Raw genomic sequence first — 17670 nt, forward strand, 5'->3', positions numbered from 1 at the left:
CTTGAGGTTAGAATATACAATAGTACATATAGATACAGGGGCGGTGAGAGTGTTGAAAGAAATTAAATGTGAATGTGGACATGTTAATCCGATAGGAACCGTTTTTTGTGAAGCTTGCGGGAAACCATTTGAAAGCAATGAAAATGCAAAACTATTGGATATGCGCTATGAGGGGAGTGCACGGAGATCTCTCACGCAGACAAAAACGATAGTCGATAAAATTTGGAGCTTTTTCTCTTCTGTAAAAGTAGGTGTATGGCTAATCGTAATAACTTTAGCTGCATCAGCGATAGGAACTATTTTTCCGCAAGAAATGTACATAACTCCAGGTATTGCACCAGCTGAATATTATAAACAAGAATACGGATTTTTAGGACAATTATACTATCAATTAGGGTTTAATAATTTATACGGTTCATGGTGGTATATGATTTTGATTGCTTCTATCGGTATTTCACTTGTGATATGTAGTTTAGACCGCGTTATTCCACTTTATAAAGCTTTAAAAAAGCAAGGCGTAAAAAGACATCCTAGTTTTTTAAAGAGACAGAGATTATATGGGACTGGTACACCGCAAGAAGGTGACCTGGAAAGAGTGCAAGAGAATTTAAAGAAAAGAAACTATAACGTGAAAGTGGAAGACGGAAACGTTTTAGCAGAAAAGGGACGCTTCTCGCGTTGGGGTCCATATGTAAATCATATCGGTCTTATTATCTTTTTATTCGGTGCGATGCTTCGTTTTTTACCGAGTATGTACGTAGACGAAGTACTTTGGTTACGTGACGGTGAAACGAAAGAAATACCAGGGACGGATGGACAATACTACTTAAAAAACGAGAAATTTATAAAAGAAGTTTATGATAAAAGTAAGGACAAGGAAGTTTTTGATGAAGCGATTGATCGTGTAGGCGATAAAATGATTGCGAAAAACTTCCAAACGAATGCCGTATTATATAAAGCGGTAGGAGAAAATATAGCAGGACAAAAACCGAAATTAGAAAAAGTAAAAGAAGCGGAAATTCGAGTGAATGAACCACTGAAATTTGATCAATTTGCAGTGTATCAAGTGGATTATAAAGAAAGTGAATTTAAAAGTATGTCCTTTAACTTGCAAAATAAAGAAAATAATCAAAAGTGGGGACCAATTAAAGTAGATTTAACGAATCCTAAGGAAAAATATGATTTAGGAAATGGTTATTCTCTAGAACTATTAAGCTATTTTCCTGATTTTTATTTTGATGAGAATGGAAAACCAAATACAAAAACGAAATTACCAAACAATCCTGCATTTGTATTTAAAATGTTTACACCTGAAACACCAGATGGTGAAGTGAGTTTTGTTGGTATTCAGCAAAATATAGAACCAGATGGAAACAACAAATATAAAATGTCGTTTGCAGGTGTTGAAATGCAAAATGCAACAGCACTTACTGTAAGAAAAGATTTAACGCTTTGGATTCTCGGCATTGGAGGATTTATATTTATGGTTGGTGTCATTCAAGGTATGTATTGGAATCATCGCCGTATTTGGATACAACGTGTTAATGATGAATGGTGGATTGCAGGGCATACAAATAAAAATTGGTTCGGTTTAAAGAAAGATATTGAAAGAGTACTAGAAGGTACAGCAATTCCACAGCCAAATGATAAAGTAATTGATAAAAAAATTAGTTAAGGTGGGGAAACGATATGGTGCAAATAAGTAGTAACTTTCTCTTTACCGCATTTATTTTATATTTAATTGCCACTCTATTTTTCGGGGGAGCAATTAAAGAAAAGGGTCATAAATGGGCAAATGTAGGAATAACGATTACAATTTTAGGGTTTATTGCACAAACAGTATATTTTGTTACAAGGTGGATTGCATCAGGACATGCGCCAGTTAGTAACTTTTTTGAATTCGGTACATTTTTCGGCATGATGCTTGTAGGAGCATTTATTGTCATGTATTTTATGTACCGTGTAAGCATAATCGGACTATTTGCATTACCAGTTGCGCTTTTATTAATTGCCTATGCAAGTATGTTTCCGAGGGAAATATCTCCGCTTATTCCATCTTTAAAAAGTAATTGGTTACATATTCACGTGACGACGGCAGCAGCAGGACAAGCCATTTTAGCGATTAGTTTTATTACAGGTGTTATGTATTTATTGAAAAATGTAGATCAATCGACGAGAAGTAAACGTACATTTTGGCTAGAGACGGTAGTATTTACACTTGTTTGTACAGTTGGATTTATTGGAGTAACAACGGTATTTTCTAGTATGAAATATGAAGCGAAGTTTCAATGGATTGATAAAAATGAACAACAAGTGGAAATGAAATACAATCTTCCGGCTTTAGTTGGACCGCACGAAGGGAAGTTACTGACAGAAAATAAATTAGAACCGGCAGTTGAAGTTCCAGCGATTGTAAATGCGAAAAAATTAAATACTGTTATTTGGTCAGTGTTAGTTGGAACATTACTGTATATTGTATTAAGACTTGTTTTACGGAAGCGAGTATCGGCGGCACTTCAGCCGTTAGTAAAGAATACGAATAGTGATTTACTAGATGAAATCGGATATCGATCTATTGCAATTGGATTCCCAGTGTTCACATTAGGTGCATTAATTTTTGCGATGATTTGGGCACAAATAGCGTGGACACGTTTTTGGGGTTGGGATCCAAAAGAGGTTTGGGCACTTATCACTTGGCTCTTTTATGCGGCAGTATTACATTTACGCCTATCAAAAGGATGGCATGGAGAGAAGTCAGCTTGGCTTGCAGTAATTGGTTTTGCAATCATTATGTTTAACTTTATTGTAGTAAACTTAATTATTGCCGGTTTACATTCATATGCATAGAGAAATAAAATAGGGGAGTGCATGTCACTTTCCTATTTTATTTTTGTCAACTTTTCTTCTTTTTTGAGAAAAACATGACAAAGTAGCGGTTGATTTTGTAAAATGATGTCGAGGACATTATATGCTGTTCAAAAAAAATACATAGTTTTGGAAAAAAATTGAACAAAATTTATTATTCTTGTGAAGCATAATATGGGAAGTGAAACATTTAGAAGATTGCTTAAATAAACGAGAATAGCGCAACATAATAGTTAAAGAAGGGTAGGTGTGAACCGCTGAGGTGAGAGTGCGCAGCGGGTAGAGATGGAAAATGAATCAAGAATTTTAATTGTAGATGATGAGGATCGTATTCGTCGTTTATTGAAAATGTACTTAGAAAGAGAACAATATACGATTGAAGAAGCAGATAATGGTGATACAGCTTTAGAAATGGCGTTGCAAAATGATTACGATTTAATCTTATTAGATCTTATGATGCCTGGTAAAGATGGCATTGAAGTATGTAAAGGGGTTCGTGAGAAGAAAGCGACACCAATTATTATGCTGACAGCAAAAGGTGAAGAAGTAAATAGAGTACAAGGATTTGAAGTTGGAACAGATGATTATATTGTAAAGCCATTTAGTCCACGTGAGGTCGTACTACGTGTGAAAGCGGTATTACGTCGTGCTGTACCAACAACATTCTTTACACAAGATACAACGACAAAAGATGTTACTGTATTCCCGCACTTAACAATTGATAACGATGCACACCGTGTTACTGCAGATGGTAATGAAGTAAACTTAACGCCGAAAGAATATGAGTTACTATTATTTTTAGCGAAAGCTCCTGATAAAGTATTCGATCGTGAGCAACTGTTAAAAGAAGTATGGCAATATGAATTCTTCGGAGATTTACGTACAGTTGATACACATGTAAAGCGTTTACGTGAGAAGTTAAGCAAAAAATCACCAGATGCAGCGAAAATGATCGTTACTGTTTGGGGTGTAGGTTACAAATTTGAGGTTGTGAACGACTGATGCTTTGGAGAAGTGTAGTAGGGAAGTTATGGATGACCATATTACTTCTCGTTTCGTTTGTTCTTGGATTTGTTGCGATTTTACTTTCACAGTTTTTTAGAACGTATTATGTTGATATGAGTGAAGCTAGGCTTCAAAAAGTTGCAACAAGTGTTTCAGAGTTAATTGAAGAAGGTGCCGATGTAAAAACGATTGAGAATATCGCTTACAAATTCTCTGACCCACTCTCAAGGATTATTATTGTAGAAGATGGTAAAGAAATCTCTTCTTCACCGAAACAAGAAGGGTTAGTCACTCTTACAATGGATGACTTAAAAGAAGATAAAGAATTAGCGGCTGTGTTTACAGACAAAAAAGAAATTAAGAATAATATTAGAAAAGCGTCTAATAGTAGGAAGAATAAAAACACCGAAAATGATATTATGATCGTCGGAAAACCAGTGCAATCAAAAAATCAAAGTGCAGTGTTCGTATATGAATCTTTACAAGTACCGATACAAGGTATGGAAAGAACAACTGATTTTATTTTCTTATCGGCTGGAATTGCGATTATATTAACAACTTTCTTTGCGTTCTTCTTATCTACTCGGATTACAGCACCGCTTCGTAAAATGCGTGAGGTTGCTTTTGAAGTGTCACGTGGGAAGTTTGATGCAAAGGCTCCTATGGTATCTCAGGATGAGATTGGTGAGCTTGCAACGGCCTTAAATCAAATGGGAAAACAGTTGAAGTTTAATATGAACGCCTTGCAACAAGAAAAAGAGCAGTTAGCAAGTATTTTGAGTAGTATGGCAGATGGGGTTATTACGTTAAATCAAGAAGGTGAAGTCGTTGTAATCAATCCGCCGGCCGAACATTTCTTACAAGTTTGGCAAGAAGAAAAAGAGATAGAGTTAAGTAAAAAATTACCTTCTGAACTTGTGGAATTATTCCATCTCGTTGTAGAAAGCGAACAACAACAAGTTGTTGAAATTAATTTACAAAAAGGAAACTATGTAGTTCTTATGACGCCGCTTTACAATCAAACGAAAATTCGTGGAGCTGTAGCAGTGCTGCGAGATATGACGGAAGAACGTCGTCTTGAAAAGATGCGTCAAGATTTTATTGCGAATGTATCACATGAACTTCGTACACCAATGGTCATGCTGCAAGGGTATAGTGAAGCGATTTTAGATGATATTGTGCAAACGAAAGAGGAAATAGATGAGTTTGTTCAAATTATTTATGATGAATCTGTTCGTTTAGGTAAACTTGTAAATGAATTGTTAGATTTAGCTCGTATGGAAAGCGGTCATGTAGAGTTACATATTGGTGAAGTGGATATACATCCGTTTGTTGAAAAAATTGGTCGTAAATTCCAAGGGATTGCAAAGGATAAAGAGGTCGCGTTAACGGTTGATTTCAAAGATCCAATTGAACAATACCCGTTTGATGCAGATCGTATGGAACAAGTATTGACGAATTTAATTGATAACGCAATACGTCATACGAATGCAGGCGGACATGTAACGCTTGTAATTGATACGAAAAATAACGGTCTTATTTTTGAAGTACAAGATTCGGGTGCAGGCATTCCAGAAGAAGATATTCCATTTTTATTTGATCGTTTCTATAAAGCTGATAAAGCAAGAACACGTGGGAAAAAGGGTGGAACAGGACTCGGGCTTGCGATTGCGAAAAATATTGTTCAAGGCCATGATGGTAAAATTTCTGTATCAAGTGTTGTTGGAGAAGGAACTACATTCTCTGTATATTTACCGAATCGTATAATTTAGATATGCGTTTTTAAAGTTGATAATGAATAAAGTTCTGCTGTTTTTTATTTTTTTGTAAACTCAATTAAATAAAGAATGGTAGAACTTTTTTCTATGTTGCTCGAATAAAGAATAACAAGAGAGGTGCTGTGAAGAAATGAAATTATATACAAAAACAGGAGATAAAGGAACGACAAGTGTAATAGGTGGCAGGGTTGATAAAGATGATATCCGTGTGGAAGCGTATGGAACAATAGACGAGGCAAATTCTCATATTGGATATGCAATGACTAAGCTTCAAGGTGGGGCTTTTATAGATATTTACAATGAGCTCGAAAATATTCAACATGAACTATTTGATTGTGGAGGAGACTTGGCAATAGTGGAACAAAAAATTCCTTATAAAGTGACAATTGAGATGGTTGAAAGTTTAGAAAGAAAGATTGATTTATATATAGAAGAAGCCCCGCCACTAGAACGCTTTATTTTGCCAGGTGGTAGCGAGGCGGCGGCTACTATTCATATTGCACGTACTGTTGTAAGGAGAGCAGAACGCTCTATAGTATCATTGCAAAAAGAAGTGAAAATAAATGAAGTTGTATTAAAGTATGTAAATAGATTATCTGATTATTTGTTTGCGATAGCTCGAGTAATAAATGCCCGATTACAAGTGAAAGATGTGGAGTATAACCGTAGTGCATTAGTTTTTCTTGATAAAAAAGAGAAGGAAGTGGAGTAATTCACTTTCTTTTTTTGTATACTTTTTTCTGTAATATACCAAAATAGAGAAGGTATGGTGGTAATTAGAAAACGGAGGATGTATATGAAAGTTTTAAAATGCGGTGTCATGTTATTGAGTATACTGTTTGTATCTCAATTACATGTTTATGCAGAAGAAAATCGATGGACATGGCCTGTTGAAGGTCAGATAAGTGATTATTTTGGGACAAGGCATGGAAAACACTATGGTATTGATGTAGCTGCGCCGATTGGAACGCCTGTGGCAGCTATCCAAGATGGTAAGGTAACGAGGTCTTATTATTCAAGTAGTTATGGAAATGTTGTATTTATTAAACACGGAGAATATGAGGCTGTATATGCACATTTAAATAAGAGATATGTGAATCAAGGAGATTATATTTCCAAAGGAGAAAAAATTGGAGAAGTAGGGAACACGGGAGAATCGCGAGGTGCGCACTTACATCTAGAACTTCATCAAGGAAGATGGACGATGGCGAAAAAGAATGCGATGAACCCATTGCTTGTTTTAAGTGAACAAAGAAATGAAGTTGTTTCTTCGTCATTATATGTCGTACAAAAAGGCGATACTTTAGTTAGTATTGCACGGAAATTTAGTATGACACTTAAGGAAATTAAAGAAAAAAATGGATTGCAGCAAGAGCTAATTTATCCTAATCAACAATTATATGTTAAGTAAAGGAAACGCCTCAAAAATTAAACTTTGAACAAATTTATGTTCTTCTTAAATAAGATTCAATGTAAATGAAATTATATGGGCGCTTTTGCTAGAACTATTGAGTGAATCAGAGCATCTATATCTAAAAGAAAACCGTCCCAAAATTTATTTTGGGACGGCTTCTTTTACCAAAAAATAAAGACACATATAAATCCAGAAATAGCTAAATAGCTATATAAGTAAAAAACTTTTGTTCTTGTTTTCTCTTTTGTTCGAAACAGTACGATAGTCGGTTCAATTAAACCGATTGTCAAACAAAGTAGGCCAAGAAGCATACAACCAATCGAAATAGAATACAGGGCGATTTGTGGTGCTTGAAATGGAATCATCCATTTTAATAAAAATGCAATAAGTGCAGTGTAACAAATACTACCGATGTATTTATTCAGTGGTGTATTAGAACGAAAACCAGGAAGTTTTTTTAAGAAAGAGCGGGAAACAACTTCTGTTTGTAAAGATGTATGCTCTTCAATAATTTTTTGAGCTTCTTTTCCTTTTTGAAAAAGAGATAAGATCCAATTTCGCTCACCCTGAAAAATAAATTGAGAAGTTGTCAAATAGTGATCAATCTTCACTTTATTCCAACTCTTCCACGGATGACGCTCACACAATTTTAATTTACTTTCTGTTTTTTTATCATACTGATAAATACTGATGCCATCTTCATCGAAAGTAGCATAGTATGTCTCGTTTGAGAATGTGCCTAAATCAATTGGGCAGTAGAAAAGTAATTCTTTTTTTAAGTAAAAGTATTCTTTTCTTAAGTTTTTTTTCATTGCTTCTCGAATAGAATGTCTCTTGTCTTTTTTCATGACATTTCCTCCATAACTCAGAAAATGTTCTTATCTTAACAATTCAATATCTTATCACTTTTAATTATATATGACTAGGTAATTCAAAAGAGAAATGCCGAATAATAAAAAATATGGATTGTATTGTAAAATATCTCGCAATTTATTTTTTTGTTACGAAAAATAAATAACTAATTTTAAATAAGTTACAATTTTTTAGTTCACAATGTTATGAGGTTGTTGTATAATGAAGGGGAAAATAGAATATCGGTCTATCTTCGGGGCAGGGTGAAAATCCCGACCGGCGGTGATGAACTATTTATGATTTTGTTCTAAGCCCGCGAGCCGTTAAGGCAGGATTTGGTGTGATTCCAAAGCCGACAGTATAGTCTGGATGGGAGAAGATGGAGGTTCAAGCGTTCAAAAAAGATATGGATTTGAACGTCTGTTTGATGTGCCTTAAATTCTCCCTTTGTGTAAAACACAAAGGGTTTTTTCGTTCTATGAAAAAATAGGCATAGCAGAACCTTTCCACTTTCCATGAGATGATCGATGGAAAAGGAGAGAGAAAGATGAAACAAAAAAACAGTGTAGTGCAGATGGTGAGTGTAGCGATGCTAAGTAGTATTGCATATTTACTAATGATGTTGGATTTCCCGTTCCCAGGGCTTCCGCCATTTTTGAAAATTGATTTTAGTGATGTACCAGCTCTAATTGCGGCAATTATCTTTGGACCAGTAGCAGGAGTGATTGTAGAGGCGATAAAGAACATTTTACATTACGGGATTCAAGGAAGTCTAACGGGAGTACCAGTTGGAGAAATTGCAAACTTTATTGCAGGATGTTTATTTATTGGGCCAGCAGCTTTCTTATTTAGAAAGTATCGTACTGTGAAGAGTTTAACTACAGGATTAATGCTAGGGACAATTACAATGGCACTTATTATGAGTGTATTAAACTACATCATCATATTCCCGGCGTACACTTGGTTTTTAAATTCACCAGCTATGTCTAGCGAAGCTATAAAAACAACGGTTGTAACGGCAATCTTACCATTTAATTTAATTAAAGGGATTGTTGTAACAATTGTATTTGTAGCATTATTCTCACGCCTGAAAGTATGGGTGTTTGCAAAAATGAAAAATGCATAATATATACTAAAACCATTAGTAGTGTGAAACTACTAATGGTTTTTTATTAAGGAAAATAAAGTTTAGATACAAAAAATGCCCCTCATCAATATGAGGGGCATTTTTTGAAGTTAATAAAAGACTATTCGAATTTTAAAGCGTCTCCGTCGAATGATTCGTCAGCAACTTTAATTGAGTCAGTTGGACAGCCTTCGAATGCATCCATCATATCTTCAATTAATACATCTGGAATTTCAACGATACCTTGGTTATCATCTAATGTTACAAATGCAATACCTTCATCATCATAGTCATAAATGTCTGGTGCAGCAGCGCCACAAGCACCACATGCAATACAAGTATCTTTATCAACGATTGTATATTTTGCCATCTTTTTTCCCTCCTGATAATATGTATGTGAAAAGCTCGCCATAAAAATTATAACCTTATTGTAAAACGGTTTGTAAAACTTTTCAACATAAAATTATAATGATAATGCTTATCAATTAGAGTGTCAACTTATTTTTGAATTATGTCATAAGATTTTCAAAATACGTAAATATGATTTCGTTTGATACAATAGAATATATACAAGTATATAGTTCTTATATGATAAGTTTAATGAGCGACAGTAGATAGTGTAATTGTACTGAAAAGAATGAAGTTAAGATTGGAAGGTGGAAGCGGTCATGCAAATACAATATACTTTGTTGCATTGTTTAAAACAATTGAATGGTGAAAGAACCGTTTCTTCTATTTATTATTTACTAAAGGGCAAACGTTCTTCGCAAACTTTACAAGATGGAAATATGTTCCGAATTTCTTTTTTGTTCGGAATATATAAATCATTAAATAGAAATGACTATGATGGTGAAGTTGCAAAGTTGTTGCAAGCGGATTTTATTCAAGAAATACATGAAAATACATATGTGTTAACACCTACGGGTAAAATGCAGTTACATAAATGGGAGGAAGTTTATGCTTTTCCGGCGCATTTGCATGGTCTACATTATGGTGAATTAGGTGAAACATTTTGGAAAAGATTATCATTAATTATTCAAACCATATCAAATTTACAACAGAATAATACGAGGTTTATTCCAATTCAGCAAGATACAGAAATAATGATGTGGGTGAAACGTTTTCTAACAGGAAGGCCATATAAGAGAAGTGAGTTGGCGAGAAAACTATGGACGGAAGTACATAATCTTTTAGAAAAGAGTAATGCGATAGAAGCGACGATTGTAACATATCGATTAACAGGTTATGAACGCATTGGTTGTACATTGCAACAATTAGCAGAAATTACGAAACAAGATATATTCAGGGTGTATTTTTTATTTTGGGGTACAATACATTTCTTTATACAAGAAGTTCGTGATAAAGAAAATGAATTTCCACTATTAGCTGAAATTATATCTTATCCAAATGAGAGAGCTGAATTATTTAGTTTATCCACGAAAAAAACATATAATTTTTGGAGACAAGGACGTTCTTTAGAAGAAATAGCGACGATTCGGAATTTAAAGGTTGCAACGATAGAAGATCATTTTGTTGAAATTGCTTTGCGAGAAAAAGATTTTTCTATTGAAATGTTTATGGAAAAAGAAAAGATAGACAAAGTAATAAAAGTAATTGAAGCATTGCAAACGCGGAAGTTACGTGTTTTGAAACAAGCGGTTGGAGAAGATATCTCTTATTTTGAAGTTCGTCTTGTATTAGCGCGGATGGAGGGTGTAAATGAAACTTGAAGAATATTTATATAAGTGGTTTGGATATTCTGAATTTCGTCCAGGTCAAAAAGGAGTAATTACAGATTTATTAGAAGGAAAAGATGTGATAGCAATGCTTCCGACTGGAAGAGGGAAATCTATGTGCTATCAGTTTCCGGGGCTTATGCGAGAAGGAACAGTGCTTGTTGTATCACCGTTATTATCTTTAATGGAAGATCAAGTGACACAATTAAAGTATGTTGTGAAAAACCGAGTGATAGCATTTAATAGTTTTCGGACATTAAATGAAAAAAGAGAAGCGATGAAAAAATTATCTTCATATAAATTTATTTTTGTTTCACCAGAGATGTTGCAGTCGGAGTTATTAATTAGGGAATTGAAGAAAATTCATATTTCATTATTTGTTGTTGATGAGGCTCATTGTATTTCTCAATGGGGTTATGATTTTAGACCGGACTATAAAAAACTAAATGTAGTTATTGAAAATATTGGTTCTCCTACAGTATTAGCATTGACAGCCACAGCGACAAAAGGGGTACTGCAGGATATCGCAGATAGTTTAAATTTAAAGGATGCCGCGGAACATGTATACTCTATTGATCGTCCTAATATTGCAATGGATGTGCAATTTGTAGAGACGATAGAAGAAAAGAAAGAGGCGCTTTTAGAGCAGGTGATGTATTTACAAGGGCCGGGGATTGTATATTGCTCAAGTAGAGCGTGGACAGAAAGGTTAACGGAATACTTGAGAGGGAAAGGTGTTACTGGTGTAGCTTTTTATCATGGTGGTATGGAACATGAAGAGCGTATGTTAATTCAACAGCAGTTTATGAACGATCAATTGCAACTTGTAATATGCACAAGTGCATTTGGTATGGGGGTAAATAAGGCGAATACGCGATATATTATTCATTTTCATTATCCAACTAATATAGCCTCTTACTTACAAGAAATCGGAAGAGCTGGAAGAGATGGCGAACCGAGTATAGCTATTTTATTATGTAGTCCGTTGGATCATGATTTACCAATTTCAATCATTGAGGATGAATTGCCAAGTAAGTCACAAATACAATTTTTATTTTCTTTACTACAAGAAAGAATGTTTCAAACGAAGGAATTACCAATAGAAGATGTAGAAGAAATTTGTTATAATGCAGCAAGATTTAATGAGCAATATTGGCGTTTCGTTCGTTATCATCTCGAACAGGTTGGAATTATACAACAACGAAGATTATTATTAGAAGGTTTGTCAGATGAAATCATGAACCGATTAATAGCTGAAGTAGAAATAAGGTTGCGTAATAAATATAGTGAGCTAGAAAATATGAAGTCATGGATACAAGTTAAAGGGTGTAGACGTGAATATGTGCTGCAACAGTTCGGTTATAGGAAAGAGCAAGAGTTAATTAATTGCTGCGATTATTGCGGTATTACCAAAGAAGATTATAAAAAAAGACGAGCGCAACAATCGGATTTCGACTATAATTGGGAAACAGAGTTACAAAAGCTTTTCGGCCTAGAAAAGATGGGGGAATGATGAACATTCAAAGGCATAATGTTGAAGATATGAGTCCGCAGGAAATAAGGCTGAATCTATATATAACACAGTTAATTATTATCGGTATTGGCTGTTTACTGGCATATATATTATTTCAAGATGTAAAAGAAGTCTTTAATTTATGGAAATGGGAACCAGTATCTATACTTATTATAGGTGGTTTGTTAGCGATTGGTATTGTGTTATTAGATTATGTTGCAATGCGAGTGTTTCCGGAGTCTTGGTTTGATGATGGTGGTATTAACGATAAGATGTTTCGAGGAATGTCCGTTCTACACTTACTCGTTATTACGTTCTTGATTGGTTTTGCAGAAGAATTTTTATTTAGAGGTGTAGTACAGACTCATTTTGGAATTGTAATTGCGAGCTTCGTATTTGCAGTGTTACATATTCGTTATATAACAAAGCCATTTTTGTTTTGTTTCGTCTGTTTCATTAGTTTTGTCTTTGGTTATGTATTTGAATGGACAGGAAATTTGTTTATAACAATCTTTGCACACTTTCTTGTTGATTTTATAATGGGACTCCAATTAAGAAAATAAATGGAAGGTGGTGGTGAACAACATGAGGAAACGAATTCCTGATTTTGAAGAGGAATTAGAAGTTGAGCGAGTGGAAGAAAAAGAAAGTTTACCGCCGCGTAGTGAAATTCATAGAAATAAAGAGAAAAAACAAAAGTTTAAAATAAATCACATTTTCGTCCGGGTTTTAACATTTCTATTCATTCTGCTGCCGATTAGTATTTTGTGGTACACGGATAAATATATTCAGGTGAAGGGTGATAGTAATAATGCTGGAAAAAGTGCGTTTGAAGTAATCTTCTTTGATTCAGCTAAATCTGAGTCGCAGAAACATTCTGAAAAAGTAATAACGCATACTGTGAAAGAGGGAGAAACTTTAGAAAGTATAGCGAAGCAATATTTTTCAGATGGAAATGGAATTGAAGTAATTAAAAAGTATAATAACTTGCAAGAAGATGAAGTGAGTGCGGGTCAAGAATTAAAAATTCCGATAAAAGATAAGTCCACAAAGCAAGAAAGCTAGCGAGTTAAGCGATCACAGTTTGTTATAAAAGCCTAGGATTATCTTTATGAGGAGGGAGTCAAAAATATGATATGGATTATATTATTCAGTACTCTCATAGGCATGGGGATTTTATTACTTTTTGTGATGTATAAAGAAGCGATGCGTAATACGGTGTTGGAACATACTTTAGTATTTAAAGAATTTCCGAAAAGTTTTCAAAAAGTAAATGTGTTTTTTATTTCTGATATTCATAGAAGGGTCATTTCGAATTTGTTAATTGAACAAGTAAAAGGAAAAGTAGATCTCGTAATTATCGGAGGAGATTTAGCAGAGAAAGGTGTCTCTTTATCAAAAATCTCTGCGAATATTCAAAAGTTAAGAGAGATAGGTCCTGTATATTTTGTGTGGGGAAACAATGATTATGAGATAGAATATCATGAATTAGATGCGTTATTATTAGAAAATAACGTAAAAGTTTTAGATAATACAAGAGTGGTATTTGAGTCTGAATTAGGAGAGAAAATTTGTTTGCTCGGTATAGATGATGTTGGATTGCACCGTGATCGTCTAGATTTGGCATTGGCGGATTGTAAAGAAGATGGTTTTCGTATCCTAGTTAGTCACAACCCTGATATAATAAAAAAAATGTCTGGAAATGAACAGATTTCACTTGTGTTAAGTGGACATACGCATGGAGGACAAATCCGATTATTCCCATCTAAAAAATATTTAAAAGGTGGCGTATATAACCATTTGAATACGATTCTCTTTGTTAGTAATGGGTATGGAACAACATTGATACCACTTCGTTTCCGAGCACCTGCTCAAACACATATCATTACATTGTGCGGAGGGAAATGATGCCAACTCTTAGTGGGAAATATAATATAAAAGCCGTTTCGAATATAATTGGAGTTCAGCCGAGTACGCTTCGTGCATGGGAAAGACGATATCAAATTATTGCCCCAAAGCGGAATCAAGCTGGGCATCGCTTATATACAGAAGAGCATATTCAAATTTTAAAATGGTTAATGGAAAAAGTTTCTTCCGGTATGATGATTGGACAAGCAGTTCAGTTATTAGAAGAGAATCGTTTGCAGAGTACAGTTCAAAAAGAGATACATTTCGATAAAGAAGTTGTTTTAGTGGACGATTTGCTACAAGCTTTGTTAAAATTTGATGAAATTACAATTGCTGCATTATTAAACGAAGCTTTTAGTATATATTCAACAGAAAAGGTTGTTGCCAGTATCGTTCTTCGAGTGACAGACAAATTATTAACGTCAAAAAATAATAATGAGATTTCAATGGTGCAATTTCAATATGCACTATCATTTTTACAAACGCGTCTAGGGATGGTGTATCACAATGCCTCAATGTTTTCCTCTTTACACAAAGTTATTGTGTTAGAAAAGGATGCATTGAAAGGATTTATTTTTTCAACTTATTTACGCTTAAAAGGATATGAGGCGATATATATTAGGACAAGCTTAGCTGAAGATGGTATGTTATCAGCGGTAGAGGAAATACAGCCGAAATATGTATTTATATCTTTTGCTGACGAACAAGAAATGAAAAAGACGATGAACTTTATAAATGTATTACAAGAAAAAAGGGAATCTCTTTCTGTTGGATTTATCGGAAAGCTAGGCGTTCTAAACCAGTTGGACATTGAAACAATCTTAATTGGTGATACGAAAGAAGAATGGGATGGATGGTTAAAAATGTCGGAATAGTTGTTCGAAAAGAACCATCTATTTTCTATTTCATATAATAAAAATTAGATGCATTGGTTACGTAGGGAGGGTATGAGATGAGGCTGGAACGATTAAATTACAATAAGATAAAAATTTTTCTAACATTTGATGATTTATCTGAACGAGGATTAACGAAAGAAGATTTATGGAGAAATGCACCGAAAGTACAGCAATTATTTCGTGATATGATGCAAGAAGCAAACAAGGAATTAGGGTTTGAAGCAGATGGTCCGATTGCAGTTGAAGTGTTTTCTCTACAAGCACAAGGGATGGTTGTAATTGTAACGAAAGAAAATCAAGAAATGGATACAGATGATGAGTTCCGTGACGAGTTTATTGAAATGCAAGTGACTCTAGATGAAAGTGAGCATATATTATATGAGTTTGCTACTCTAGATGACGTAATTAACCTGTCGAATCGCTTATATAACCTTGGTGTAACTGGCGGAAAGCTATATACGTGGGATGAGCGCTTCTATCTTTGGGTGGAAGAAGAGGAACAAATTCAATTGTTAAAGGCGGATTTTATAGCTATTTTAGCGGAATACGGTAATCCGTCTACAGCAACCATTTATCGCATCATGGAGTACGGTAAAGAATTAATGGATGTTAACGCGATAGAACAAATACACAATTACTTTGTGAAAAAACAAAACCTCAGCTAATACAACATAGCTGAGGTTTTGTTTTTATTTGGAGAAGGGAAGGGATGATTGTAAATACTCGAACATACTTTTTGAAAATAAAATATGCAGTTTTATGGGAGTGTGGTTGATGAAAATAAAAAATATTTAAATATTTAAGTATTTTACTTTTCTAAAAGTAATAAAAGGACTATAATAATAGTGAAAACGCTTGCAACAGAAAATAGTTTGTATATATTTGTTAGCGTTTTCTATTGCATTCCAAATTTAAGGGTGTATACTAGGCAATGAAGGTTTACTAAACAAGTGAAATTACAGGGGGTTTACTTACTATGGTAGCCGAAAAGGGAACTCAAACAAAAACACAACAACAAAGGGAACAACATTTTGAACTATTGAATTCAACACAAATTGTTATTAGTGAAGCGTTAGAAAAATTGGGTTATCCAAACGAAGTATATGAATTATTAAAAGAACCAATTCGTATGATGACAGTGAAAATACCAGTTCGTATGGATGACGGGACTGTTAAAATATTTACAGGATATCGTGCGCAACATAATGATGCTGTTGGTCCAACGAAAGGTGGAATTCGCTTCCATCCGAATGTAACAGAAAATGAAGTGAAAGCACTTTCAATCTGGATGAGTTTAAAATGTGGTATTGTTGATTTACCATATGGTGGAGGTAAGGGTGGAATTATCTGTGATCCACGTGAAATGTCATTCCGTGAGTTAGAAAGATTAAGCCGCGGTTATGTACGAGCAATTAGCCAAATCGTAGGTCCGACGAAAGATATTCCAGCTCCAGATGTATTCACAAACTCTCAAATTATGGCGTGGATGATGGATGAGTATAGCCGTATTGATGAGTTTAATTCACCAGGATTTATTACAGGTAAACCGCTTGTATTAGGTGGATCACATGGACGTGAAACAGCAACAGCGAAAGGTGTAACAATTTGTATTCGCGAAGCTGCTAAAAAACGTGGCATTGATATTAAGGGTGCACGCGTTGTTGTTCAAGGATTCGGTAATGCTGGTAGCTTCTTAGCTAAATTTATGCATGATGCAGGTGCGAAAGTTATTGCAATCTCAGATGCTTACGGCGCGTTACATGATCCAAACGGATTAGATATTGATTATTTATTAGACCGTCGTGATAGCTTCGGTACAGTAACAAAGCTATTTAACAATACAATTTCAAACAAAGAATTGTTAGAACTTGATTGCGATATTTTAGTACCAGCTGCAATTGAGAACCAAATTACAGAAGAAAATGCTAATGATATTAAAGCAAAAATCGTTGTTGAAGCTGCAAATGGTCCAACAACATTAGAAGCGACTAAAATTTTAACAGATCGCGGAATTTTGCTTGTTCCAGACGTGTTAGCAAGTGCTGGTGGTGTAACAGTATCTTACTTTGAGTGGGTACAAAACAACCAAGGTTACTACTGGACTGAAGAAGAAGTAGAACAACGTTTAGAAAAAGTAATGGTAAGATCATTTGATTCTATTTATGAAACAGCACAAGTTCGTAAAGTGAACATGCGCTTAGCGGCGTACATGGTTGGTGTTCGTAAAATGGCTGAAGCAAGCCGCTTCAGAGGTTGGGTATAAAATATTATATCTTGAGAAAACGTGATTTCCTTTCGAGGGAATCACGTTTTTTTGTTGAAGTATTAAATGAGGTGTTGTATATGGAGAATGAAATGCTGGAACGAGTAGAACAATTAGAAGAGAAGGTTAAGAGGTTAGAGGGAGAACTTGCAAGAACGATGAAAGCTCGAAAAATAAGTACCGTTCGGATGTTCGGGGAAGGGCTACTGTTTTTGGTATTTGGTGTGGTTGTAGTAGGGCCGATTATTGCCGTTGTAATCTCGATTTTTACTTGGCTTGCTGAAAAATAAAATAAAATAAAAATAAAAAGAACG

The 17670-nt window shown here is 34.6% G+C and carries 18 protein-coding genes and 1 riboswitch; of the genes, 16 read left to right on the forward strand and 2 right to left on the reverse strand.

Annotation, left to right across the window (positions count from 1 at the left end):
- Positions 1-49: 49 nt before the first annotated feature.
- The 6 genes from resB to DN399_RS07300 all read left to right on the forward strand — a co-directional run bounded on the left by resB (position 50) and on the right by DN399_RS07300 (position 7059).
- Positions 50-1675 (forward strand): cytochrome c biogenesis protein ResB, encoded by a 1626-nt coding sequence (gene resB / locus DN399_RS07275; RefSeq protein ID WP_149149426.1) that lies wholly within the window; start codon positions 50-52, stop codon positions 1673-1675.
- A 14-nt stretch (positions 1676-1689) separates the two neighbouring features.
- Positions 1690-2847, forward strand: a complete 1158-nt coding sequence (gene resC, locus DN399_RS07280; RefSeq protein ID WP_000250083.1) for a cytochrome c biogenesis protein ResC — start codon at positions 1690-1692, stop codon at positions 2845-2847.
- Positions 2848-3150: 303 nt separating this feature from the next.
- Positions 3151-3867 carry a DNA-binding response regulator ResD gene (gene resD, locus DN399_RS07285; protein ID WP_000426861.1) on the forward strand — a complete coding sequence of 239 codons (717 nt, stop codon included), beginning with the start codon at positions 3151-3153 and terminating at the stop codon, positions 3865-3867.
- Entirely contained in the window at positions 3867-5642 is a 1776-nt protein-coding gene (resE, locus tag DN399_RS07290) for a sensor histidine kinase ResE (protein WP_000964673.1), read from the forward strand. Before resD ends, resE begins: the two co-directional genes overlap by 1 nt.
- Before the next feature lie 136 nt (positions 5643-5778).
- The gene (locus DN399_RS07295) at positions 5779-6360 is read left to right on the forward strand and encodes a cob(I)yrinic acid a,c-diamide adenosyltransferase (protein ID WP_149149427.1); all 582 of its coding nucleotides are present in this window, start codon (positions 5779-5781) and stop codon (positions 6358-6360) included.
- Positions 6361-6444: 84 nt separating this feature from the next.
- Complete coding sequence (locus tag DN399_RS07300; protein WP_000866119.1) at positions 6445-7059, forward strand: peptidoglycan DD-metalloendopeptidase family protein; 615 nt, start codon at positions 6445-6447, stop codon at positions 7057-7059.
- Positions 7060-7223: 164 nt separating this feature from the next.
- Here DN399_RS07300 and DN399_RS07305 read toward each other — a convergent pair whose 3' ends face one another.
- Complete coding sequence (locus tag DN399_RS07305; RefSeq protein ID WP_000710837.1) at positions 7224-7910, reverse strand: hypothetical protein; 687 nt, start codon at positions 7908-7910, stop codon at positions 7224-7226.
- Between the two features lie 249 nt (positions 7911-8159).
- Positions 8160-8299, forward strand: a riboswitch (FMN riboswitch).
- A 162-nt stretch (positions 8300-8461) separates the two neighbouring features.
- On the opposite strand from DN399_RS07305, the gene DN399_RS07310 reads away from it, so the two are divergent.
- A complete protein-coding gene (locus DN399_RS07310) occupies positions 8462-9040 on the forward strand; it encodes an ECF transporter S component (RefSeq protein ID WP_000810855.1) in 579 nt (192 codons plus the stop codon).
- Between the two features lie 121 nt (positions 9041-9161).
- Here the strand turns inward: DN399_RS07310 and DN399_RS07315 are convergent, their stop codons facing one another.
- Positions 9162-9410 carry a ferredoxin gene (locus tag DN399_RS07315; protein ID WP_001151993.1) on the reverse strand — a complete coding sequence of 83 codons (249 nt, stop codon included), beginning with the start codon at positions 9408-9410 and terminating at the stop codon, positions 9162-9164.
- A gap of 298 nt (positions 9411-9708) precedes the next feature.
- Here DN399_RS07315 and DN399_RS07320 point away from each other — a divergent pair, with 298 nt between their 5' ends.
- From DN399_RS07320 to DN399_RS07360, 9 genes are all read left to right on the forward strand, one after another.
- Positions 9709-10770: a YpbB family protein gene (locus DN399_RS07320; RefSeq protein WP_001167004.1), complete on the forward strand. Its 1062-nt coding sequence runs from the start codon at positions 9709-9711 to the stop codon at positions 10768-10770.
- Positions 10760-12289, forward strand: a complete 1530-nt coding sequence (recQ, locus tag DN399_RS07325) for an ATP-dependent DNA helicase RecQ (RefSeq protein ID WP_006924450.1) — start codon at positions 10760-10762, stop codon at positions 12287-12289. Before DN399_RS07320 ends, recQ begins: the two co-directional genes overlap by 11 nt.
- Complete coding sequence (locus tag DN399_RS07330; protein WP_001025780.1) at positions 12289-12852, forward strand: CPBP family intramembrane glutamic endopeptidase; 564 nt, start codon at positions 12289-12291, stop codon at positions 12850-12852. Before recQ ends, DN399_RS07330 begins: the two co-directional genes overlap by 1 nt.
- A gap of 22 nt (positions 12853-12874) precedes the next feature.
- Entirely contained in the window at positions 12875-13354 is a 480-nt protein-coding gene (locus DN399_RS07335; protein ID WP_001231553.1) for a LysM peptidoglycan-binding domain-containing protein, read from the forward strand.
- 66 nt (positions 13355-13420) lie between these two features.
- Entirely contained in the window at positions 13421-14197 is a 777-nt protein-coding gene (locus DN399_RS07340; protein WP_000637791.1) for a metallophosphoesterase, read from the forward strand.
- On the forward strand, positions 14197-15072 hold the full coding sequence (locus DN399_RS07345) for a MerR family transcriptional regulator (protein ID WP_025709291.1): 876 nt from the start codon (positions 14197-14199) through the stop codon (positions 15070-15072). The genes DN399_RS07340 and DN399_RS07345 overlap by 1 nt, the downstream gene beginning before the upstream one ends.
- A 77-nt stretch (positions 15073-15149) precedes the next feature.
- Entirely contained in the window at positions 15150-15758 is a 609-nt protein-coding gene (locus tag DN399_RS07350) for a genetic competence negative regulator (protein WP_001235402.1), read from the forward strand.
- A 311-nt stretch (positions 15759-16069) separates the two neighbouring features.
- Positions 16070-17356 carry an NAD-specific glutamate dehydrogenase gene (gene gudB, locus DN399_RS07355; RefSeq protein ID WP_000225173.1) on the forward strand — a complete coding sequence of 429 codons (1287 nt, stop codon included), beginning with the start codon at positions 16070-16072 and terminating at the stop codon, positions 17354-17356.
- An 80-nt stretch (positions 17357-17436) separates the two neighbouring features.
- Positions 17437-17646, forward strand: coding sequence for a hypothetical protein (locus DN399_RS07360; RefSeq protein WP_000426763.1), 210 nt, complete (start codon positions 17437-17439; stop codon positions 17644-17646).
- Positions 17647-17670: the final 24 nt, after the last annotated feature.

Origin of the sequence: Bacillus sp. AR4-2 (genome assembly GCF_008274865.1) — a bacterium.
Taxonomy (GTDB): domain Bacteria; phylum Bacillota; class Bacilli; order Bacillales; family Bacillaceae_G; genus Bacillus_A; species Bacillus_A cereus.

Coding starts and splice junctions, on each gene's coding strand:
- DN399_RS07335 (WP_001231553.1), top strand. CDS start 12,875: ATGAGGAAACGAATTCCTGATTTTGAAGAGGAATTAGAAGTTGAGCGA.
- DN399_RS07330 (WP_001025780.1), top strand. CDS start 12,289: ATGAACATTCAAAGGCATAATGTTGAAGATATGAGTCCGCAGGAAATA.
- DN399_RS07340 (WP_000637791.1), top strand. CDS start 13,421: ATGATATGGATTATATTATTCAGTACTCTCATAGGCATGGGGATTTTA.
- DN399_RS07295 (WP_149149427.1), top strand. CDS start 5,779: ATGAAATTATATACAAAAACAGGAGATAAAGGAACGACAAGTGTAATA.
- DN399_RS07305 (WP_000710837.1), bottom strand. CDS start 7,910: ATGAAAAAAGACAAGAGACATTCTATTCGAGAAGCAATGAAAAAAAAC.
- recQ (WP_006924450.1), top strand. CDS start 10,760: ATGAAACTTGAAGAATATTTATATAAGTGGTTTGGATATTCTGAATTT.
- resC (WP_000250083.1), top strand. CDS start 1,690: ATGGTGCAAATAAGTAGTAACTTTCTCTTTACCGCATTTATTTTATAT.
- DN399_RS07360 (WP_000426763.1), top strand. CDS start 17,437: ATGGAGAATGAAATGCTGGAACGAGTAGAACAATTAGAAGAGAAGGTT.
- gudB (WP_000225173.1), top strand. CDS start 16,070: ATGGTAGCCGAAAAGGGAACTCAAACAAAAACACAACAACAAAGGGAA.
- DN399_RS07350 (WP_001235402.1), top strand. CDS start 15,150: ATGAGGCTGGAACGATTAAATTACAATAAGATAAAAATTTTTCTAACA.
- resD (WP_000426861.1), top strand. CDS start 3,151: ATGGAAAATGAATCAAGAATTTTAATTGTAGATGATGAGGATCGTATT.
- DN399_RS07300 (WP_000866119.1), top strand. CDS start 6,445: ATGAAAGTTTTAAAATGCGGTGTCATGTTATTGAGTATACTGTTTGTA.
- DN399_RS07320 (WP_001167004.1), top strand. CDS start 9,709: ATGCAAATACAATATACTTTGTTGCATTGTTTAAAACAATTGAATGGT.
- DN399_RS07310 (WP_000810855.1), top strand. CDS start 8,462: ATGAAACAAAAAAACAGTGTAGTGCAGATGGTGAGTGTAGCGATGCTA.
- resE (WP_000964673.1), top strand. CDS start 3,867: ATGCTTTGGAGAAGTGTAGTAGGGAAGTTATGGATGACCATATTACTT.
- DN399_RS07345 (WP_025709291.1), top strand. CDS start 14,197: ATGCCAACTCTTAGTGGGAAATATAATATAAAAGCCGTTTCGAATATA.
- DN399_RS07315 (WP_001151993.1), bottom strand. CDS start 9,410: ATGGCAAAATATACAATCGTTGATAAAGATACTTGTATTGCATGTGGT.